The sequence below is a fragment of the Agrobacterium sp. 10MFCol1.1 genome (genome assembly GCF_000381165.1).
Classification (GTDB): domain Bacteria; phylum Pseudomonadota; class Alphaproteobacteria; order Rhizobiales; family Rhizobiaceae; genus Agrobacterium; species Agrobacterium tumefaciens.
Genome location: NZ_KB906077.1, coordinates 252,455 through 271,580 on the forward strand (window position 1 = coordinate 252,455; position 19,126 = coordinate 271,580).

Sequence of the window (19,126 nt, forward strand, 5' to 3'; positions counted from 1 at the left end):
GAGCGCGCCAAACTAAATTGGCGCATCTCACGACGGTAGCGCCCAACCTCAGAGATTTTGAACAATGGCAATTCGCAACATCGCGATTATCGCGCACGTTGACCATGGAAAAACGACGCTCGTTGACGAGCTTCTGAAGCAGTCCGGCTCGTTCCGCGACAACCAGCGCGTTGCGGAACGCGTGATGGATAGCAACGATCTCGAAAAGGAACGCGGCATCACCATTCTTGCCAAGGCGACTTCGGTGGAGTGGAAGGGTGTTCGCATCAACATCGTCGACACCCCCGGCCACGCCGATTTCGGCGGCGAAGTTGAGCGTATCCTGTCGATGGTGGATGGCGCGATCGTTCTGGTCGATAGTTCCGAAGGCCCGATGCCGCAGACGAAGTTCGTCGTCAGCAAGGCGCTGAAGGTTGGTCTTCGTCCGATCGTCGCGATCAACAAGATCGACCGTCCGGATGGCCGCCATGAAGAAGTCATCAACGAAGTTTTCGACCTTTTCGCAAATCTCGATGCTACCGACGAGCAGCTCGACTTCCCGATCCTTTACGGTTCCGGCCGTGACGGCTGGATGAACGTCAACCCAGAAGGTCCGAAGGATCAGGGTCTTGCACCGTTGCTCGATCTGGTTCTCGAGCATGTTCCGGAGCCTACGGTTGAAGAAGGTCCGTTCCGTCTGATCGGTACCATCCTCGAAGCCAACCCCTTCCTCGGCCGTATCATCACCGGCCGTATCGCTTCCGGTTCGATCAAGCCGAACCAGGCCGTGAAGGTACTTGGCCAGGATGGCAAGACGATCGAAACCGGTCGTATTTCCAAGATCCTCGCATTCCGCGGCATTGAGCGCACGTCCATCGATGAGGCCCATGCGGGTGACATCGTCGCCATCGCTGGTCTTTCCAAGGGCACTGTTGCCGATACCTTCTGTGACCCTTCCGTCACCGAGGCGATGACCGCGCAGCCGATCGATCCGCCGACCGTTACCATGTCCTTCATCGTCAACGACAGCCCGCTTGCCGGCACCGAAGGCGACAAGGTCACGAGCCGCGTCATCCGCGACCGTCTGTTCAAGGAAGCCGAAGGCAACGTCGCGCTGAAGATTGAAGAGGCTGAAGGCAAGGATTCGTTCTTCGTTTCCGGGCGTGGCGAATTGCAGCTGGCAGTTCTCATCGAAACGATGCGTCGTGAAGGCTTCGAGCTTGCAGTTTCGCGTCCGCGCGTTGTCATGCACAAGGATGAGAACGGCGCCATGATGGAGCCGATCGAAGAAGTCGTGATCGACGTCGATGAAGAGCACTCCGGCGTCGTCGTTCAGAAGATGTCCGAGCGCAAGGCTGAAATGGCTGAACTCCGTCCATCCGGCGGTAATCGCGTTCGTCTGAAGTTCTACGCTCCGACCCGCGGCCTGATCGGCTACCAGTCGGAACTTTTGACCGACACGCGCGGCACGGCGATCATGAACCGTCTGTTCCACGACTATCAGCCGTACAAGGGTGCGATTGCTGGTCGCGTTAACGGCGTTCTTTTGTCGAACGGTTCGGGCGAAGCTGTCGCCTACGCCATGTTCAACCTGGAAGATCGTGGCCCGATGATCATCGAGCCGGGTGAGAAGGTTTATGCCGGAATGATTATCGGCATTCACTCTCGCGATAACGATCTCGAAGTGAACGTGCTGAAGGGCAAGCAGCTGACCAACATCCGCGCCGCCGGCAAGGATGAAGCCGTAAAGCTGACGCCGCCGATCCGCATGACGCTCGACCGCGCGCTTTCCTGGATCCAGGACGACGAGCTGATGGAAGTGACGCCGAAGTCCATCCGTCTGCGCAAGATGTTCCTAGACGCCAACGATCGCAAGCGTTTCGAAAAGGCGAAGCTCGCAGTTTGATTGCGGCTTCCCGTCAAGAATTGAAAAAACCCGGCCGCGAGCCGGGTTTTTTTATGCGCATGTTTTATTTGTGCATGAGTCGAAAGACCCTTGTGTCAAAGGTTAAGGATGCGTTAATTTTTCTCGGTCGTCCACATGAATAGGCTGTGGGTAAGCTTGCTGTCGTTAACCTTTATGGCTGGCAAGTTTTCATGGTCGGGGCCAGAATCGCGTTATGAAAACGTTATCCATAGATGTTCGCCGAGCCGAACCGCAAGATGCGCGCGCAATAGCCGAAGCGCACCGTCTGTCATGGCAACAGGCCTATGCCGGGCTGATCCCGCACCGACCGCTGACGCAGATGCTGGAGCGCCGCGGCGAAATCTGGTGGAAGAAGGCGACCCGGGGTTCCGCAACCATGCTGGTGGTGGAAGTGAAGGGCGTGGTTGCCGGATATGCCACGCTGGGCTTAAGCCGTGCGCGTGGGCTGCCGCATGACGGCGAGATCTACGAGCTTTATCTGCGGCCGGAATATCAGGGCATCGGGCTTGGCTCGCTGCTGTTCACGGAAGCTCGCCGGCTGCTGACCTCGCTCGGCTGCAACGGTGTTGTGGTCTGGTGCCTCGAAGATAGCGAGGTCGCCAATCGGTTTTTCCGTTCGCATGGCGGCCGGGACATCGCCGAGGGCATGGAAGATTTCGGCGGCAGGTCGCTGCGCAAGATCGGTTTCGTCTGGAACTAAGTACGCAGCCGGGTGATTTCACGCCGGTTTCATTTTTTCCGGTCGGCCATTCACAATCCCGATGCCCTCAAATTCGGCATTCTGCCTTATCCGCCTAAAGCCATGTTGCAATACGGCGACTTTCCCAGTATCGAAAACCAAATCCAACCCCGTCGAATGAGGGAAGCGAATGCGTATCGATGCAATTTCCATTGGCAAGAATCCGCCGGAAGACGTGAATGTTATTGTCGAGGTGCCGGTTGGCGGCCAGCCGATCAAGTACGAGATGGACAAGGACGCCGGTGCGCTGATCGTCGATCGCTTCCTCTACACGCCGATGACCTATCCGGGTAACTATGGCTTCGTGCCGCACACGCTTTCCGACGATGGCGACCCGATCGACGTTCTTATCTGCAATACCCGCCCGCTGGTTCCCGGCTGCGTGATCAATGTGCGCCCCATCGGCGTCATGATCATGGAAGACGACGGCGGCAAGGACGAGAAGATCCTCGCCGTTCCGGTTCCGAAGCTGACGCGCCGTTACGACAAGGTCCACAACTACACCGACCTGCCGGAAATCACGCTGAAGCAAATCGAGCACTTCTTCGAGCACTACAAGGATCTGGAGCCCGGCAAGTGGGTGAAGATGGGCGGTTGGCAGGATGTCGACGTTGCCAAGAAGCTGATCGTCGAAGCCATCGAGCGCTACAAGACGCAGGGCTGATTTCAGCCCGTTGCCTTAGACTTCCAGCTTTCTAAAAAGCTTTTCGAAATCCTCCGGGTCGGTATCGATCCGGAGGATTTTTTTACGCGCTGTTTCACCTGAAATGAAGGTGATGGACGATTTGGGCAGGCCGAATTTTTTCGCCAGCAAAATGACCAGGGCCTTGTTCGCCTTGCCGCCTTCAGGCACTGCGCTGACGCGGGCCTTTAGATGGGCATTTCCGGCAGCATCCTGCTCCACGCCGTCAATGGCATCGCGTCCCCCGTTCGGGGTGAGGCGAACGGACAGGCGTATGTGATCGCCGTGTCTTTGCCAGAGGTCGCTCAAGCGACCATGGGATAGAGCGTATTCCACATGAAGGAGCGAATGAAGAAGATGATCAGCAGCAGGATGATCGGCGAAATATCGATGCCGCCGAGATTAGGCAGAATGCTACGGATTGGGCGCAGAACCGGCTCGGTGACGTTGACCAGAAAGCTGCCGATGGCATTCACGAACTGGTTGCGGGAGTTGATGACGTTGAAGGCGTAAAGCCAGGAAAAAATGGCGCTGGCGATCAGCACCCACGTATAGAGGTTCAAAGCCAGATCGATGGTCTGAAACAGGGCAAGCATCAATATCTCCGTATCTTGATTGCAAGACATTTAGACATTCGCTCGTGAACCGGCAAGTGTTGCGCCTATAGGGCTGGCGATTCTTGTCGTATCGCTCTATTGCAGACTTCTCATATTGTCTCGAGAGCACCCAGCCGATGTCCCTGCCTTCTGCCGAAAACCGCTTCGGTGCATTCCGGCATAGTTCCTATCGCCGTTTTTTCAGCGCCCGGTTTTTTTCGGCCTTCGCAATCCAGATCGTCAGCGTTTCCGTGGGCTGGCAGATGTATGAGGTCACCGGCAATGCCTTTTATCTCGGCTTGATCGGTCTTTTCCAGTTTCTGCCATCGCTGCTTTTGATCCTTGTCACTGGAACGGTAGCGGACAGGCACAATCGCCGGCGCATTATGGCCGTATGCCTTCTGATCGCGGCCGGTTGCGCGGCGGCTCTGCTTGGCCTGACGCTGGCACACAGCTTTTCTCCCTGGCCGGTCTTTGCCATTCTCGTCGTGTTCGGCATAGAGCGGGCTTTCATGGGGCCGGCGGTGCAATCGCTGGCTCCCAATCTTGTGCCTGTCGAGGATTTGCCGAACGCCATCGCCTGGAACTCCTCTTCATGGCAGATGGCGTCCATTCTTGGCCCTGTCGCCGGTGGCCTGCTTTATGGTCTCGGCGCTTCCGTGGCCTATAGCGTGGCGCTCGTGCTGTTCATCGTGTCCGCTATGCTGGCGGTGACGATCCGCAAACCGGAGCAACGGGGTCCTGCAAAAGCGATCAGCCTCGAGACCATGCTGGCCGGGTTCAAATTCATCTCGCAGGAAAAAGTGGTTCTCGGCGCCATCTCGCTCGATCTTTTTGCCGTGTTGCTCGGCGGCGCTGTCGCCCTGATGCCGATTTTCGCCAAGGAAGTGCTGACACTCGGGCCTTGGGGGCTTGGGCTTCTGCGCGCGGCACCCGGTATCGGCGCCATAACCGTCGCGGTCATTCTGGCCTTCAGGCCCATCCGCCACCATGCCGGCCTGCTGATGTTCGTCGGTGTCGGGTTTTTCGGCATTTCCACCGTGGTGTTCGGACTTTCTCAAACCGCATGGGTGTCCATTGCCGCTTTGGTGGTCATGGGCGCATCGGACATGGTGTCGGTTTATGTGCGGGAAACGTTGATTGCGCTCTGGACGCCGGATGAGGTGCGCGGACGCGTGAATGCGGTGAACATGGTGTTTGTCGGGGCGTCCAACGAGCTGGGTGAGTTCCGCGCCGGCACCATGGCCCATGTCGTCGGGGCCGTGCCAGCCGTCGTCATCGGCGGGGCGGGCACGCTTGCGGTTGCGGTCATCTGGGCACTCGGCTTTTCGAAGCTGCGCAGGATCGATAATCTCGACGCACCACGCTGACGCTGACGCGCCTCAGCGCTGCGGTTTGCCTTCGAAAACCAGATCAAGGAAATTGCCAAGCCAGGACCGGAGCGGTGTGTCGAACAACATGCGCCCCTCCAGATGCTGGCTGCCGACCTGCGCATTGGGCATGCCGAAACGCTGTGCGCCACGCACCACCCAGCTGTGCATCATCGCGCGGGTCAGTTCTGCGTGAAACTGAAGGCCCCAGGCGTTTTTTCCGTATCGGTAAGCCTGGTTGGGATAGGTTTCGCCCGATGCCAGAAGCTCCGCTCCCCGCGGCAAATCGAACCCTTCGCGGTGGAAATGATAGACCATCTTCGGCCAATGCGGCATCAGCAATCGCCCGTGTTCGGTCGCATGAAGCGGATACCAGCCGATTTCCACCTTGCCTTCACGGTCGGCCTCTACCTTACCACCCAGATGTTTGGACAGCATTTGTGCGCCGAGGCAGATACCGAGAAAGGGTTTGTTTTCCTTCAGCGGCACTTTTAGCCAGTCAATTTCGGCTTTGATATAGTCATGCGGGTCGTTGGCGCTCATGGGACCGCCGAAGATAATGGCGCCCGCATGTTTCTCCAGCGTTTGCGGCAGATCGTCTCCAAGCGCGGGGCGCCTTATATCCAGCCGATAGCCTTTTTCCACCAGCATCTGGCCGACGCGGCCGGGCGTGGAACGTTCCTGATGCAGGATGACGAGCAGCGAAGGCTGTTTTCTCTGTTGCCTGGAGGGGTCAAACAGCATCGTCTTCGTTTTCGCTTTCTTCAGCGGGTCCGGACCTGGTGGCGGCCTGCTGACGTTGCAGAACCCTGTCGCGCACGGAAACACCGAGTAGATCGGCCACGCGCCAGATCACATGATCTTCCATCTCGCTTCGTTCGCCGTCAGCGTAAACAATATCCCAGAGGATGCCAATAAGCTCCACGCGCTGCTCTTCATCGAGATGGCGGCGGATATCGGTGGTGAAGCGATAATAGTCTACGGCTTCCTTGCCGGCCTCCTGGCCGGCGGCAAGAAGCGCGTCCAGCTTGCCGGCATCGAGATGATAATAGTCGTGGAGGATCTCACGAAGGCGATCACGCTCGCTTTTGGAGACCGTGCCGTCCGCTTCCATCACCTGAAAACAGAGGGCGGCCACCGCGACCCTCAGATCATCGGGGCTGAATTCATCCGCATGCTGGCCAACGAGGTTTTGAATAAACGACTGGATCTGGTTGAACATCGATAGCCTGTCAGAAGAGTTTTAGCCGGGTTTTGGGTTCGGCTTCCACGCCGGGTTTCTTGACGCCGGGATCATCCGGTGCACCACCGAAAAATGGCACCGGTTCTGTCTTCGCATCCGCTGGCCTGGCTTCCACCGGAACTTCATTTGTTGCCGGCTTTTTCTCCTTCGGGGCAGATACGTCCGGCTTGACCTCGATGGGTGCGGGTTTCGTCACAACAATGGGCTGAGGTGCCACTTCAACAACGATCGGAGTCGGAGCCTGTTCGGTCCTTGCCGGTGCTGCTGCAATCGCATTTTCGATTGTCAGGTCTTCGACAGGTCCTTCAAGCTGGCCAAAAGGCGCCTTCCACTCGAAGGCGTCGAGACGGCCCGTCACGGGCGAAACCGGAAGCCATTTTTCCGAAGTGACACCATCTGCCACCCAGACGGGATCACGCGGTGCGCGCAGCGCCTGCGCCATCCAGTAACGCACCCGTCCCTGATCGCCGGTTTCGGCTTCCTCGATGTCGGCCATCAGCAGGAAGATGCTTTCACGCGGCTCGATCCGGGCGGCGGCTTCCGCTTTGGCACGCGCCTTGGCAAATTCCTTGGCGTCGAGAGCTGCCTGCGCCACGGCAAACAGGGATTCGATGTTGTTGGGTTTCAGGCTCTCAAGCCGTTCGGCACGTTTAAGGCGATCAATGGCCGTATCGCCGCTGCGCGCCCGAACATAGAGATCGGCGATCTGCGAGTGGGGATCGTTCTTCCATACCGGTTCCAAAACCGCTGCGGCCTTGCGTAGATTGTCTTCGCGCAGATAGGATTTTGCTGCGATCAATGCTGCGGGCACAAGGCTTTTTGCAAGCTTCAGGGCTTGTTTTGCGTCTTCGCGCGCGCCCACCGGGTCGCTCTCCAGTTTTTCACCGGCCTTTGCGGTAAGAAGCACAGCTTTCAGCCGCTCAGCCTCGCCGCGTTGGATGACGCCTGCTGCTTTTTGCTGGTCGAGCAGGCGGATCGCGTCATCCCACTCGCCGTTGCGGCAGCGGGTTTCCAGCGTCGCCTGTGCTGCCCAAGGCAGGTAGGGGGCTTTTTCGGCTGCGTCCTCGGCATATTGCTGGGCTGCTTCATGGGCTCCCTGTCGGCGCGCCTCGATGTAAAGGCCGCGAAGGCCAAGTTCGCGGGTTTCAGGATCGCGGGCCATCGCCTCGAATTTGCGCCGCGCCTCGTCATATTTGCCTTCGATGAGGTCGGCCTGCGCATCAAGCAGGTGGATCAGCGGCTCCTGATCAGCACTGAGAAGCCCCTGCGTGCGGGCCGTCATCTTGCGGGCCAGAATGGCGTTGCCGGCGCCGGCGGCGATGAGGCCGGTGGAGAGCGCCTGATAACCACGGTCGCGCTTGCGGGCGCGAAAATAGCGTCGTGCCGCGTTCGGCGATGTCCATATGGCATTGACGACCCACCAGACCAGCATGACGGCCGCAACGAATGCAGCAACGATGGAGGCGGCGACCATCAGGCTCATTTCGATCAGCTGGCCCTGCCAGACGATTGAGAGGACACCGGGCCTGTCCGCCAGCCAGGAGAAACCGAAACCGAGCGCCAGAACGATGAGGACGAAAGTCAGAATTCTGGTCATGCCTTACCCCTGCTTGCCGGTGCTGGTGATGGCGCGGTTTAACGTGCCTCCCACCAGGTTTTCGACCTCGATGCGCGCATCCAGAGATTTTTTATAGTCGGCGGATGCTGTCTTGGCGGCCTCCGGAAGCCCATTCCATTCAAGTGCCGCACCCTGCAGATCTCCGTTGCGCAACTTGTTTTCCATGCGCGCGATCATGGCGTCGGGGGTCTCGCCTTCGATGTTTCCGACGGGGCGGACCTTCACCAGCGAAAAGGCGCTTTCCGTCAGACGTTCCATGATGCCCTGATTGGGGTCGGGCCGATTGATCGCCGAGAGCATCGCATTCGCAACGTCGGGGAATTTCTGCATCAGCTCCGAGCGCGACGGCACGCCGGTTGCGGCGAAAGACTGCAAGGATGCGATTGCCGGATCGTCCGGGGTTACCTTGGACAATGTGTCGAGTTCAGTGAGGAACGGCCCACCGCGATCGATCGCGGCTTTCAGTGCAGCCGACGCAATGGCGCGGGCGACTTCTATATCGTCGCGCGGTTCATTGATCTTGGTTTCCGCGTCAGTCAGGCGGCGTGTCAGCTCCGCCGTTGCCGAGGCCTGCGCGGAACGCTCTGACGTGAGCGCCGATTCCAGCGCGGTTATTTTTTCCGAAAGTGCGTCCACCTGCGGGGCTTCGCCCTTTGCGCCCTCAAGAGCGGCGATGCGCTGTTCCAGCGCCGAGGTATCCCCTCCTGCCGCGGGAACATTGGCGAGCTGCTGACGCAGGCTCCCTAGCTCGGTTCTCAATGCGGCAATCTCATCGCTTCCGGTCTTGCTCACATTAAACGAGGGCAGAATGCCGGCATATTGCATGCTGCCGGCAGCTGCGAGCGCCACGAGTCCACCCACGATACCCGCCGCGATCACACCGGAGGTTGCCGCCTGTTTGCGCTCGGGTTGCTGTGGCGTGGATGGCTTGGCCGGTCCGAAGGATGACGCGCCTGTCGATGGCTTTGCACCAGTAGTCGCGCTTCCGGATGCTGCGGACGACGATGTGGAAGCAAAAGTCGCAGGCCTTGCGCCCGCCGCGGAAACGGAAGCAGCGTTTGCGTCAATCGCGCTGGTCACCGGTTTCGCTTCGGCTTTTGGCGAAGTTGTCTCGGGCTGTTTGTCGGCAGGTTTTTCCACCTGGGGCTTGCCGGTTGCCGGTTCTGCCTTGTGAACGTTCGGTGCAGGCTCCATGGGTGTTTTATGCGTCTGTTCCCAAACGGGAGCCGGGCTGGACGTTTCGGCTGCTTCTGGCTTGGGAGGAACGTTTGGCTGAGCTGCTGCCGGTGTCGTCTCGCCGGTCTTGTCATCAGTCTTCGCAGCATCCACGTCGGCGGAAATTGCTTTCACGTCTTTTGCGTCCAGGTCGATGGTGACCGGTTCGGCGTTTGACTTGGAGTGGCGTGGCGGCTTTCCCGATACCATGACAACCTCATTTCTGCCTGCAATAGTCTAAACCTAGTCAGTGACGGCGGCAAAGGAAAGAGGCGAGCCTGAATTAGGTTCCAGACTTTCGGTGGAGAAGTTCAAACATGGCTGCCTCGTTTGCCCCTTCGGCGGCTGCGGCGTTCGCGCGGAAGATTTCCGGAACCAGTGAAAGCACATTGCGGCTGATGCAGACGAATTGTGTGGTGGTCAGCGCCGCCACATATTTTTCCGACGATGCGTGGCGGAAAAAGGCCCGTGCGGCTTCCGACGAATAGAGCAGCACCACATCAGCAGCTGTCTTCATAAGTGCTGTTTCGAGCATATCGTCTGAAAGATCTGACGGCTGCATTTCGTAACAATCGACGGTCCGGAAGGAAATTCCCGCAGCGGCAATGCCGTCCTCGAACACGTCGCCTCGCGGGGTGCCGGCAAGATAGAGCAATGGATCTGTGCTCTCCGTTAGGGGGCGATGCTCCGAGACAAGCCCGGCGAGAGCCACCGCATCGCCAGATCCGGTGAGGATGTTTTGGAAGCCGATTTCCCTCGCCGCTTCCGCCGTCGCCTCGCCGACGGCGAAAAGCGGTTTTGAAAGATGGGGCGCAAGTCGGTGGCGGAAGTCTCTAAGCGCCCGCAAGGCCTCGGCGCTGGTCACGGCGATGGCCGACAGCGGCTCCGACAGCGCTGATATGGCGCGCTCGCCGTGGTGGACGGGATGAAACAGCGGAAGAAGCACCGGCTCGTGACCGAGGGCTTCAAGCTTTGCGGCCGTCTTTTCGCCCGAACGAAGCGGCCGGGTGACGACGATCCGCATCGGCTCAGCTCCAGCCGTCGAAGAAGTTGCTGCCTGCCCTGGCGCGCACGTCTTCACCGGCCTTTCGACCCAAGTCCTCGGCATCCTTGCGAGCACCGGAAATCTCGACGCTGTGGCTCGTCTGTCCATCCGGTGTGAGGATCAGGCCGGAGAAATGAAGTTCCTCGCCGTGGCAGGTAGCAAAGCCTGCAATCGGGGTGCGACAGGAACCATCGAGGGCGGCCAGAAAGGCGCGCTCGCAGGTAACGGCATCGTAGGTGGGTATGTCGTTGATAGGTGAAAGCAACTCGTCCATGCGTGTGTCGCCAATACGACTCTCGACGCAGATCGCGCCCTGCGCGGGGGCTGGTGGAAATTCCTTCGGGTCGAGAATGTCCGTCGGGACGTTCTCCATGCCCAGCCGTTTCAGGCCGGCAAAGGCGAGAAGCGTGGCATCCGCCTGGCCTTCCTCCAGTTTGCGCAGGCGGGTTTCGACCTGGCCGCGAAAGATGATGACGCTCAGGTCGGGACGCAGGCGGCGGATCAGCGCTTGGCGGCGCAAGGATGCGGAGCCGACAACGGCGCCCTGCGGTAGTTCCAGAAGCTTTGGTGCGGTGCGACCAATGAAGGCGTCGCGCATATCCTCGCGCGGCAGGAAAGCGGAAAGATAAAGGCCCTTCGGCAAAACGGTCGGCATGTCCTTGGAGGAATGCACGGCAATATCGAGCTCTCCAGAAAGAAGCTGGCTCTCCAGTTCTTCCGTGAACAGGCCCTTGCCGCCGATCTCCGACAAAGCGCGGTCGGTTATCCGGTCACCCTTGGTGGAAAGCACGACGATTTCGAACATATCTTCCGGCAGACCGTGTGCCGACATCAGCCGGTTACGGGTCTCGTAAGCCTGTGCGAGCGCCAGAGGGCTGCCGCGCGTGCCGATTCGGAAAGGTTTTGTTTGCATCCGCGTCTATCCATTGTTACCGGAGTTGTCTTAGACCAACTCAGCGCATGATCGCAATGAACGAACAGAATTGATGACCCCCTTTCTTCGTATCCTCGGCATAGAGACAAGCTGTGACGAAACCGCTGCATCCATTGTGGTTCGGCATGCGGACGGACGTGGCGAGATCGTGTCCGACGTCGTTTTGTCGCAGCTTGAGGAACACAGCGCCTATGGCGGCGTGGTGCCCGAAATTGCTGCGCGCGCCCATGTCGAGGCGCTGGACACGCTGGTGGAAGAAGCGCTGGAACAGGCGGGTGTCACCCTTGCGGACGTCGATGCCATCGCGGCCACATCCGGCCCCGGCCTCATTGGCGGTCTGCTGGTGGGCCTGATGACCGGCAAGGCGATTGCGAAGGCTGCAGACAAGCCGCTTTACGCCATCAACCATCTCGAAGGCCATGCGCTGACGGCGCGTCTGACCGACGGTCTTTCCTTCCCCTATCTGATGCTGCTGGTCTCCGGCGGCCACACCCAGCTTGTGCTGGTTCGCGGTGTGGGTGAATACGAGCGCTGGGGTACGACCATTGATGACGCGCTTGGGGAAGCCTTCGACAAGACTGCTAAGCTTCTGGGATTGCCCTATCCCGGCGGGCCTGCGGTTGAAAAGGCAGCAGCGAAAGGCAACCCTGACCGTTTTGCACTGCCGCGCCCGATGGTCGGCGAGACGAGACTTGATTTTTCCTTCTCCGGTCTGAAGACAGCGGTGCGGCAGGCGGCAACTGCGATCGCTCCGCTTTCGGATCAGGATATTGCCGATATCTGCGCCTCCTTCCAGAAGGCGGTGTCACGCACGCTGAAGGACCGTATCGGCCGTGGCCTTGCGCGCTTTAAGGAAGAGTTTCCGCATCTCGAGACGGAGCCCGCTTTGGTCGTGGCCGGCGGCGTTGCCGCCAATACGGAAATCCGCCAGACCCTCCAGGCGCTTTGTGATGCCCACGGGTTCCGCTTTGTCGCACCGCCGCACCGGCTCTGCACCGACAATGCCGCGATGATTGCCTGGGCCGGGCTGGAGCGGATGGCATGCGGCCGGGAACCCGATGCGCTGGAGATCGCGCCGCGCTCGCGCTGGCCGCTTGATGGCAGCGCGGAGACATTGATCGGTTTCGGCAAAAGGGGAGCCAAGGCCTGATGCAGCGGGAGAAAATCGTCGTCATCGGCGCTGGCGCCTTCGGAACCGCGCTCGCCGTCGTCATCGCGCTGGAGAACCGGCATGACGTGACCCTGCTCGGCCGTGATGCGTCCCTGATGGCCGATCTTAGGGCTGATCGTATTCACGAGGCTGTCCTGCCGGGTGTAGACCTGCCGGATGCGCTGGAATTTTCCGTTGAGCCGGATGTGCTGGCCGATGCAGGCATCGTGTTGTTTGCCATGCCCTCTCAGGCCCATGCCGATGCGGCGCGCCATTACGGTCCTTATCTGGCTAATGATTGTATCATCGTTACCTGCGCCAAGGGCATCGACCGGGTGTCCGGCCGGCTGCTGACGGAACTTCTGGAAGCGGAACTGCCGCATCATCCAATCGCCGTTCTCTCCGGTCCGGGGTTTGCGGCCGATATCGCGCGCGGACTGCCGACGGCGATGGCGATAGCGGCGGAAGACGCTGTCATCGCCGAGCGGCTGGCGACCACGATTTCCGGCAGAACCTTCAGGCTTTATGCCTCGACCGACCGCACGGGCGTGCAGCTTGGCGGCGCGCTGAAGAATGTGCTCGCCATTGCCGCCGGCATCGTTGAAGGTGCGGGCCTCGGCGATTCCGCACGGGCGGCGTTGATTTCGCGGGGGCTTGCCGAGATGTCGCGTCTGGTCGTTGCCATGGGCGGCAAGGCCGATACGGTGCGCGGTCTTTCCGGCCTTGGCGATCTCGTGCTGACCGCCACAAGCCACCAGTCGCGAAACCTGCGTTTCGGCATCGCGCTTGGCCGGGGCGAAGGCAAGGACATGTCCGGCGGGCTGGTGGAGGGCGCCTTTGCGGCAGCCGTTGCCGCCCGGCTCGGCGAACATCACGCTGTCGACATGCCGGTGACCGAGGCGGTTGCGGCCATCATCGACGGCAATCTGGACGTGGCGAGCGCCATGCAACAATTGATGACAAGGCCCATCACCACTGAATGAGTGTGGCCTTCGGATAGTTTTTACGCATGTCCTGGTCCCAAAACCGCTTACACTTTTGGGAGACATGCGCCAGCGAGGAGACGAAAATGCTGTTTGCCTTTATCTGCAAGGACAAGCCCGGCCATCTGAACGTGCGCATGGACACGCGCCCGGCTCATCTGGAGCACCTGAACAAATTGAACGCCGAAGGCACGCTGAAGATTGCCGGACCGTTTCTGGATGCCGAAGGCAAGCCGAATGGCAGCCTTGTCATCGTGGAAGCTGCCGACATCGATGCGGCCAAGGCCCTTGCCGATGCCGATCCCTATGCAAAGGCCGGCCTGTTCGAAAGCGTGGATGTGAAGCCCTATAACTGGGTCTTCAACAATCCGGGGGCGTGACCGGCCATGGCGAATTACTGGCTTTACAAGTCTGAGCCGTTCAAATGGTCCTGGGAAATGCAGAAGGCCAAGGGCGAGGCCGGCGAAGAATGGACCGGCGTGCGCAATTATCAGGCCCGCAACAACATGCGCGCCATGAAAATCGGCGACAAGGGTTTTTTCTACCACTCGAATGAAGGGCTTGATGTCGTCGGCATCGTGGAAGTCTGCGCCCTTTCGCACCAGGATTCGACGGCAGAGGGCGATCTGAAGTGGGATTGCGTGGATATCCGCGCTGTTTGCGACATGCCGAAACCGGTTTCGCTGAAGGATGTGAAGGCCAATCCGAAACTCGAAAAGATGTCGCTGGTCACCTCCATGCGGCTTTCGGTGCAGCCGGTGACGGAAGAGGAATATCTCGAAGTCTGCCGCATGGGTGGCCTTTCCAATCCACCGAAATCTCCGGACTGAGCTTTCGGTGAGGACCGATCCTGAACGCTTCATTCTCGACAATACCGGCATCATGCATCCACCACATGTGCCGGAATTGCGCCTCCATCTTGCGACTGAAGCCCATGAGCTGTGGCTGAAGACGGAGGAGGAGCTGGAAGAGATCGGCCTGCCGCCGCCATTCTGGGCTTTCGCCTGGGCTGGTGGACAGGGACTTGCCCGCTACGTTCTCGATCATCCTGAAAGTGTCTCCGGCAAGCGTGTGCTGGATTTCGCCAGCGGTTCCGGACTGGTCGCCATTGCCGCCGTAAAGGCGGGCGCCGCGGCTGTTGTCGCCGCCGATATCGATCCGTGGACGGAAACGGCCATTCGGCTGAATGCGGCTCTCAATGGTGTGGCCATCGATTTTACCGGCCGCAATCTGGTTGGGACGCCGGTTGAGGCGGATGTTCTGCTGGCCGGCGACGTGTTTTATGATCGCGCCTTTGCCGATCTCCTCGTGCCTTGGTTTCTGGAGCTGGCGGATAGGGGCGTGACCGTGCTCGTCGGCGATCCGGGACGGGCCTACCTGCCCAAACAGCGCCTATACGCCGAGGCAACCTATCAGGTGCCGGTGACGCGGGCTCTGGAAGACAGTGAAGTCAAAAAAACCACCGTCTGGCGTTTTGTCTGATTATATCAGGGCCTGATGATGCAGACGCCGTGCTGGTAATCGCAGGCGTCGCCTGTCGTTTCGGCGCGGACGTTGATGATTTTCGCCTTCGGTGCCAGCTGCGCGCCCATATTGACGGTTGCGCCTTGTCGCGAAAGCCCACCATTGATCGCGAAATAATTGCCGTTCCCGCGGACCCTCAAGGCGGATATTCCACCCACATAAGTGCCGCCGGAAAGCGTGGAGGGCAGTCCGTCCGTGGAGAAGCTCAACTGTGACTGACGATGCTGATAATGGTGGCGACTATAAAAATCACCTGCCGCAGCAGGAGGCAGTGCCGTGAAAATAATGCCTGCAGTCATCACCGCCAGAGCTGCGATTCGACGCTGTAACATGAGCCTCATTCTCCGGATTTTTTCGGTTAACGAATAGTAAATTACATGATTTCGAAATTACGTAAAGGTAAATATTTTGAAGGCGTAAATCTTGGAAATGCTCGTTTTTTTATTTTCGAGCAAAAAAATTCCAAAAAAAATTCGTGAACCAATCGATTAAATTGGAATCGGTCATGAAATGTGCTTGTCGTGATGCTCCCATGTGATTAAACGTCGCGGTTGGTGCAATGCACATTCTTTCGTCATGTGCTGTTGCTTGGGGGCGCCCGATCTGACGGGTGCACGGGAAAACGCCGCGAGGTTCTGATGGCGAACGTGACAAATAACCGGCCTCTGTCGCCGCATCTTCAAATTTACAAGCCGATTCCGACGATGGTCGCATCCATCGTGCACCGCATCACGGGTGCGGCGCTTTATTTCGGAACGCTTCTTGTCGCCTGGTGGCTTATCGCACTTGCTTCCGGCCCTGCCTATTACGACTGGGTCAGCTGGGCAATGGGTACGATCATCGGCAAGCTTATCCTGATCGGATATACCTGGGCTCTCGTTCACCACATGCTGGGCGGCCTTCGCCACTTCATGTGGGATCTCGGCCATGGCTTCGAGAAGAACTTCAACACGAAACTCGCCAAGGCGACCTTTGTAGCGTCGATCTGTCTGACCGCGCTGATCTGGGTCATCGCCCTGATCGTGCGCTAAGGAGATAGCCTGTCATGGATATGCGTACACCTCTCGGAAAGGTTCGTGGCCTCGGCTCCGCCAAGGAAGGCACAGACCATTTCTGGCGCCAGCGCCTTACGGCCGTCGCCAACGTGCCCTTGCTGATCTTATTCGTGGTCTTTCTCATCAAATATGCCGGCGCTCCCTATCCGGAAGTTGCGGCGGCGCTTTCTAACCCTCTCGTTGCGGTCATCATGGGTCTGGTGCTGGTTTCCGGCCTCATTCACATGAAGCTCGGCATGCAGGTCATCATCGAAGACTACGTGCACGGCGAGGTTTCGAAGCTCGTTCTTCTGATGCTCAATACGTTTTTCGCGGTTCTCATTGGCGGTCTTTGCATCTTCGCCATTCTGAAAATCGCATTCGCAGGATAAATCGGCCATGGCATCGATCAGTTCACCTTCCCAGAATGGCAAGGCTTACACCTACGTCGATCACTCCTATGACGTGATCGTGGTGGGCGCCGGCGGCGCGGGTCTGCGCGCAACGCTCGGCATGGCGGAACAGGGGTTCCGCACGGCCTGCATCACCAAGGTTTTCCCGACGCGCTCCCACACGGTCGCGGCGCAGGGCGGTATCGCCGCCTCTCTCACCAACATGACGCCCGACTGTTGGCAGTGGCACCTTTACGACACCGTAAAGGGCTCCGACTGGCTGGGCGACGTCGACGCGATGCAATATCTCGCCATGGAAGCGCCAAAGGCGGTCTATGAGCTGGAGCATTACGGCGTGCCCTTCTCGCGCAATGCCGAGGGCAAGATCTACCAGCGTCCGTTTGGCGGCCATATGCAGAACTACGGCGAAGGCCCACCGGTGCAGCGCACCTGCGCCGCCGCCGACCGTACCGGCCACGCCATTCTGCACACGCTTTATGGCCAGTCGCTGCGCAACAATGCGGAATTCTTCATCGAATATTTCGCGCTCGACCTCATTATGGCGCCCGATGGCCGCTGCACCGGCGTCGTGGCGTGGAACCTCGATGACGGCACGATCCATCGCTTCTCCGCCAAGATGGTGGTGCTGGCGACCGGTGGTTACGGCCGCGCCTATTTCTCGGCAACGTCTGCCCATACCTGCACCGGCGACGGCGGCGGTATGATCGCACGTGCCGGCCTGCCGCTTCAAGATATGGAATTCGTTCAGTTCCACCCGACCGGCATTTACGGCGCGGGCTGCCTGATCACCGAAGGCGCGCGCGGCGAGGGCGGTTATCTCGTCAACTCCGAAGGCGAGCGCTTCATGGAGCGTTATGCTCCTTCGGCGAAGGACCTTGCTTCGCGTGACGTGGTGTCTCGCTGCATGACCATGGAAATCCGCGAGGGTCGTGGCGTCGGCAAGAACAAGGACCACATCTTCCTGCATCTCGATCACCTTGATCCGGCGATCCTGCACGAGCGTCTTCCGGGCATCTCCGAAAGCGCCAAGATTTTCGCCGGCGTTGACGTGACGCGCGAGCCGATCCCGGTCCTGCCGACCGTTCACTACAATATGGGCGGCATTCCGACCAACTATTGGGGCGAAGTGCTGAACGCCAACGCCGAGAACCCGGAACGCATCGCTCCCGGCCTGATGGCCGTTGGCGAAGCCGGTTGCGCCTCGGTTCACGGCGCGAACCGTCTCGGCTCCAACTCGCTGATCGACCTTGTGGTCTTCGGCCGCGCTGCCGCCATCCGTGCAGCCCAGGTCATCGACCGCGATGCGCCGGTTCCTGCTCTTGACACGGCTGCCTGCGACAAGATCATGGATCGATTCGACAGCCTGCGTTATGCCAACGGCTCGACGCCGACGGCGGTGCTGCGTGACAAGATGCAGCGCGCCATGCAGGACGATGCCGCCGTATTCCGCACACAGGAATCGCTGGAAAGCGGTTGCCAGCGCATTTCCGCCATCTGGAAGGAACTGCCTGACGTCAAGGTTACCGACCGGTCGATGGTCTGGAACTCCGATCTGGTGGAAACGCTCGAACTGCACAATCTGATGGCCAACGCGATCACCACGGTCTACGGCGCGGAAGCGCGCAAGGAAAGCCGCGGTTCGCATGCCCGTGAGGATTTCGTCGATGGTCCGTTCGGCGGTCGCGACGACGTGAACTGGCGCAAGCACACGCTTGCCTGGGTCAGCCCTGAAGGTGATGTCAAGCTCGACTACCGCCCTGTTCACACCGACCTGATTGCCGACGGCATCGATCCGAAAAAGATCGAGCCGAAGGCTCGCGTCTACTGATTTGAGGAACTGGATATGGTTGAACTCGCTCTCCCCAAGAATTCCCAGATCAGCGAAGGCAAAGTCTGGCCGAAGCCGGATGGTGCCAAGAACGTTCGCGAATACCGGATCTATCGCTGGAACCCGGATGATGGCCAGAACCCGCGCATCGATACCTATTATATCGATATCGACGATTGCGGGCCGATGGTTCTCGATGCGCTGCTGTACATCAAGAACAATATCGACCCGACGCTGACGCTGCGCCGCTCCTGCCGTGAAGGCATTTGTGGTTCCTGCGCTATGAACATCGACGGCACCAACACGCTCGCCTGCACCAAGGGCATGGAAGAGATCAAGGGAACGGTGAAGGTCTATCCGCTGCCGCATATGCCAGTGGTGAAGGACCTCGTTCCGGACCTGTCGAACTTCTACGCGCAGCACCGCTCCATCGAGCCGTGGCTGAAGACGGTTTCGCCGACGCCTGCCAAGGAATGGAAGCAGAGCCATGAGGACCGCCTGAAGCTAGACGGTCTCTACGAGTGCATTCTTTGCGCCTGCTGCTCCACTTCCTGTCCCAGCTACTGGTGGAACGGCGACCGTTACCTCGGCCCCGCCGTTCTGCTGCAAGCCTATCGCTGGCTGATCGACAGCCGCGACGAAGCAACCGGCGAACGTCTTGATGATCTCGAAGATCCGTTCCGTCTTTATCGCTGCCACACCATCATGAACTGCGCGCAGGCTTGCCCGAAGGGTCTCAACCCGGCCAAGGCGATCGCGGAAATCAAGAAGATGATGGTCGAGCGTCGCGTCTAACTAAAAAATATGCTCTCGAGTTGTGGTATACTTTGGTATTCAACCCGATTC

The 19,126-nt window shown here is 59.3% G+C and carries 22 protein-coding genes; 13 read left to right on the plus strand and 9 right to left on the minus strand.

The window, feature by feature from the left end; genetic code table 11:
• Positions 1-64 precede the first annotated feature (64 nt).
• From typA to ppa, 3 genes are all read left to right on the plus strand, one after another.
• Entirely contained in the window at positions 65-1,885 is a 1,821-nt protein-coding gene (gene typA / locus F617_RS0116470) for a translational GTPase TypA (RefSeq protein ID WP_003516684.1), read from the plus strand.
• 214 nt (positions 1,886-2,099) lie between these two features.
• Positions 2,100-2,606: a GNAT family N-acetyltransferase gene (locus F617_RS0116475; RefSeq protein ID WP_003516685.1), complete on the plus strand. Its 507-nt coding sequence runs from the start codon at positions 2,100-2,102 to the stop codon at positions 2,604-2,606.
• A gap of 169 nt (positions 2,607-2,775) precedes the next feature.
• Positions 2,776-3,309 carry an inorganic diphosphatase gene (gene ppa, locus F617_RS0116480; RefSeq protein WP_003516686.1) on the plus strand — a complete coding sequence of 178 codons (534 nt, stop codon included), beginning with the start codon at positions 2,776-2,778 and terminating at the stop codon, positions 3,307-3,309.
• Positions 3,310-3,324: 15 nt separating this feature from the next.
• Here ppa and F617_RS0116485 read toward each other — a convergent pair whose 3' ends face one another.
• Together F617_RS0116485 and F617_RS0116490 are read right to left on the minus strand one after the other, a co-directional pair.
• Entirely contained in the window at positions 3,325-3,636 is a 312-nt protein-coding gene (locus tag F617_RS0116485; protein WP_019566041.1) for a DUF167 domain-containing protein, read from the minus strand.
• The gene (locus F617_RS0116490) at positions 3,633-3,923 is read right to left on the minus strand and encodes a YggT family protein (RefSeq protein ID WP_003516688.1); all 291 of its coding nucleotides are present in this window, start codon (positions 3,921-3,923) and stop codon (positions 3,633-3,635) included. Before F617_RS0116490 ends, F617_RS0116485 begins: the two co-directional genes overlap by 4 nt.
• Positions 3,924-4,060: 137 nt before the next feature.
• Between F617_RS0116490 and F617_RS0116495 the strand changes: the two genes are divergently transcribed.
• Positions 4,061-5,293, plus strand: a complete 1,233-nt coding sequence (locus F617_RS0116495) for an MFS transporter (RefSeq protein ID WP_003516689.1) — start codon at positions 4,061-4,063, stop codon at positions 5,291-5,293.
• Between the two features lie 12 nt (positions 5,294-5,305).
• Here the strand turns inward: F617_RS0116495 and F617_RS0116500 are convergent, their stop codons facing one another.
• The 6 genes from F617_RS0116500 to hemC all read right to left on the minus strand — a co-directional run bounded on the left by F617_RS0116500 (position 5,306) and on the right by hemC (position 11,327).
• Complete coding sequence (locus F617_RS0116500; protein ID WP_003516697.1) at positions 5,306-6,037, minus strand: glutamine amidotransferase; 732 nt, start codon at positions 6,035-6,037, stop codon at positions 5,306-5,308.
• A complete protein-coding gene (locus tag F617_RS0116505; RefSeq protein ID WP_003516699.1) occupies positions 6,027-6,515 on the minus strand; it encodes a TerB family tellurite resistance protein in 489 nt (162 codons plus the stop codon). Before F617_RS0116505 ends, F617_RS0116500 begins: the two co-directional genes overlap by 11 nt.
• A gap of 10 nt (positions 6,516-6,525) precedes the next feature.
• Positions 6,526-8,133: a heme biosynthesis protein HemY gene (locus F617_RS0116510; protein WP_019566042.1), complete on the minus strand. Its 1,608-nt coding sequence runs from the start codon at positions 8,131-8,133 to the stop codon at positions 6,526-6,528.
• Between the two features lie 3 nt (positions 8,134-8,136).
• On the minus strand, positions 8,137-9,579 hold the full coding sequence (locus tag F617_RS0116515) for a COG4223 family protein (protein ID WP_019566043.1): 1,443 nt from the start codon (positions 9,577-9,579) through the stop codon (positions 8,137-8,139).
• A gap of 73 nt (positions 9,580-9,652) precedes the next feature.
• The gene (locus tag F617_RS0116520; RefSeq protein WP_019566044.1) at positions 9,653-10,393 is read right to left on the minus strand and encodes a uroporphyrinogen-III synthase; all 741 of its coding nucleotides are present in this window, start codon (positions 10,391-10,393) and stop codon (positions 9,653-9,655) included.
• A 4-nt stretch (positions 10,394-10,397) separates the two neighbouring features.
• Complete coding sequence (gene hemC / locus F617_RS0116525; protein WP_019566045.1) at positions 10,398-11,327, minus strand: hydroxymethylbilane synthase; 930 nt, start codon at positions 11,325-11,327, stop codon at positions 10,398-10,400.
• Positions 11,328-11,400: 73 nt separating this feature from the next.
• On the opposite strand from hemC, the gene tsaD reads away from it, so the two are divergent.
• The 5 genes from tsaD to F617_RS0116550 all read left to right on the plus strand — a co-directional run bounded on the left by tsaD (position 11,401) and on the right by F617_RS0116550 (position 14,963).
• Positions 11,401-12,498: a tRNA (adenosine(37)-N6)-threonylcarbamoyltransferase complex transferase subunit TsaD gene (gene tsaD, locus F617_RS0116530; RefSeq protein WP_013636893.1), complete on the plus strand. Its 1,098-nt coding sequence runs from the start codon at positions 11,401-11,403 to the stop codon at positions 12,496-12,498.
• On the plus strand, positions 12,498-13,481 hold the full coding sequence (locus F617_RS0116535; protein ID WP_013636892.1) for an NAD(P)H-dependent glycerol-3-phosphate dehydrogenase: 984 nt from the start codon (positions 12,498-12,500) through the stop codon (positions 13,479-13,481). The genes tsaD and F617_RS0116535 overlap by 1 nt, the downstream gene beginning before the upstream one ends.
• An 86-nt stretch (positions 13,482-13,567) precedes the next feature.
• Positions 13,568-13,861: a YciI-like protein gene (locus tag F617_RS0116540; protein ID WP_003516711.1), complete on the plus strand. Its 294-nt coding sequence runs from the start codon at positions 13,568-13,570 to the stop codon at positions 13,859-13,861.
• A 6-nt stretch (positions 13,862-13,867) separates the two neighbouring features.
• Complete coding sequence (locus F617_RS0116545) at positions 13,868-14,311, plus strand: EVE domain-containing protein (RefSeq protein ID WP_019566046.1); 444 nt, start codon at positions 13,868-13,870, stop codon at positions 14,309-14,311.
• A gap of 7 nt (positions 14,312-14,318) precedes the next feature.
• Positions 14,319-14,963, plus strand: a complete 645-nt coding sequence (locus F617_RS0116550) for a methyltransferase (protein ID WP_003516713.1) — start codon at positions 14,319-14,321, stop codon at positions 14,961-14,963.
• Between the two features lie 5 nt (positions 14,964-14,968).
• Here F617_RS0116550 and F617_RS0116555 read toward each other — a convergent pair whose 3' ends face one another.
• Positions 14,969-15,337, minus strand: coding sequence for a hypothetical protein (locus F617_RS0116555; protein ID WP_019566047.1), 369 nt, complete (start codon positions 15,335-15,337; stop codon positions 14,969-14,971).
• 306 nt (positions 15,338-15,643) lie between these two features.
• Between F617_RS0116555 and sdhC the strand changes: the two genes are divergently transcribed.
• The 4 genes from sdhC to F617_RS0116575 are packed head-to-tail and all read left to right on the plus strand — an operon-like array spanning position 15,644 to position 19,075.
• Complete coding sequence (gene sdhC / locus F617_RS0116560; protein WP_013636889.1) at positions 15,644-16,036, plus strand: succinate dehydrogenase, cytochrome b556 subunit; 393 nt, start codon at positions 15,644-15,646, stop codon at positions 16,034-16,036.
• A gap of 14 nt (positions 16,037-16,050) precedes the next feature.
• Positions 16,051-16,431 (plus strand): succinate dehydrogenase, hydrophobic membrane anchor protein, encoded by a 381-nt coding sequence (gene sdhD, locus F617_RS0116565; RefSeq protein WP_019566048.1) that lies wholly within the window; start codon positions 16,051-16,053, stop codon positions 16,429-16,431.
• Positions 16,432-16,438: 7 nt separating this feature from the next.
• Complete coding sequence (sdhA, locus tag F617_RS0116570; RefSeq protein WP_013636888.1) at positions 16,439-18,280, plus strand: succinate dehydrogenase flavoprotein subunit; 1,842 nt, start codon at positions 16,439-16,441, stop codon at positions 18,278-18,280.
• A 15-nt stretch (positions 18,281-18,295) separates the two neighbouring features.
• Entirely contained in the window at positions 18,296-19,075 is a 780-nt protein-coding gene (locus F617_RS0116575) for a succinate dehydrogenase iron-sulfur subunit (RefSeq protein WP_003516718.1), read from the plus strand.
• The last annotated feature ends 51 nt before the right edge of the window (positions 19,076-19,126 follow it).

What these genes read in the sequence shown, in the direction of transcription:
- F617_RS0116545 (WP_019566046.1), top strand. Translation starts at nt 13,868, where the DNA reads ATGGCGAATTACTGGCTTTACAAGTCTGAGCCGTTCAAATGGTCCTGG.
- sdhC (WP_013636889.1), top strand. Translation starts at nt 15,644, where the DNA reads ATGGCGAACGTGACAAATAACCGGCCTCTGTCGCCGCATCTTCAAATT.
- F617_RS0116505 (WP_003516699.1), bottom strand. Translation starts at nt 6,515, where the DNA reads ATGTTCAACCAGATCCAGTCGTTTATTCAAAACCTCGTTGGCCAGCAT.
- F617_RS0116495 (WP_003516689.1), top strand. Translation starts at nt 4,061, where the DNA reads ATGTCCCTGCCTTCTGCCGAAAACCGCTTCGGTGCATTCCGGCATAGT.
- hemC (WP_019566045.1), bottom strand. Translation starts at nt 11,327, where the DNA reads ATGCAAACAAAACCTTTCCGAATCGGCACGCGCGGCAGCCCTCTGGCG.
- tsaD (WP_013636893.1), top strand. Translation starts at nt 11,401, where the DNA reads ATGACCCCCTTTCTTCGTATCCTCGGCATAGAGACAAGCTGTGACGAA.
- F617_RS0116510 (WP_019566042.1), bottom strand. Translation starts at nt 8,133, where the DNA reads ATGACCAGAATTCTGACTTTCGTCCTCATCGTTCTGGCGCTCGGTTTC.
- F617_RS0116490 (WP_003516688.1), bottom strand. Translation starts at nt 3,923, where the DNA reads ATGCTTGCCCTGTTTCAGACCATCGATCTGGCTTTGAACCTCTATACG.
- ppa (WP_003516686.1), top strand. Translation starts at nt 2,776, where the DNA reads ATGCGTATCGATGCAATTTCCATTGGCAAGAATCCGCCGGAAGACGTG.
- F617_RS0116515 (WP_019566043.1), bottom strand. Translation starts at nt 9,579, where the DNA reads ATGGTATCGGGAAAGCCGCCACGCCACTCCAAGTCAAACGCCGAACCG.
- F617_RS0116540 (WP_003516711.1), top strand. Translation starts at nt 13,568, where the DNA reads ATGCTGTTTGCCTTTATCTGCAAGGACAAGCCCGGCCATCTGAACGTG.
- F617_RS0116500 (WP_003516697.1), bottom strand. Translation starts at nt 6,037, where the DNA reads ATGCTGTTTGACCCCTCCAGGCAACAGAGAAAACAGCCTTCGCTGCTC.
- F617_RS0116520 (WP_019566044.1), bottom strand. Translation starts at nt 10,393, where the DNA reads ATGCGGATCGTCGTCACCCGGCCGCTTCGTTCGGGCGAAAAGACGGCC.
- typA (WP_003516684.1), top strand. Translation starts at nt 65, where the DNA reads ATGGCAATTCGCAACATCGCGATTATCGCGCACGTTGACCATGGAAAA.
- F617_RS0116575 (WP_003516718.1), top strand. Translation starts at nt 18,296, where the DNA reads ATGGTTGAACTCGCTCTCCCCAAGAATTCCCAGATCAGCGAAGGCAAA.
- sdhD (WP_019566048.1), top strand. Translation starts at nt 16,051, where the DNA reads ATGGATATGCGTACACCTCTCGGAAAGGTTCGTGGCCTCGGCTCCGCC.
- F617_RS0116555 (WP_019566047.1), bottom strand. Translation starts at nt 15,337, where the DNA reads ATGTTACAGCGTCGAATCGCAGCTCTGGCGGTGATGACTGCAGGCATT.
- F617_RS0116475 (WP_003516685.1), top strand. Translation starts at nt 2,100, where the DNA reads ATGAAAACGTTATCCATAGATGTTCGCCGAGCCGAACCGCAAGATGCG.
- F617_RS0116535 (WP_013636892.1), top strand. Translation starts at nt 12,498, where the DNA reads ATGCAGCGGGAGAAAATCGTCGTCATCGGCGCTGGCGCCTTCGGAACC.
- sdhA (WP_013636888.1), top strand. Translation starts at nt 16,439, where the DNA reads ATGGCATCGATCAGTTCACCTTCCCAGAATGGCAAGGCTTACACCTAC.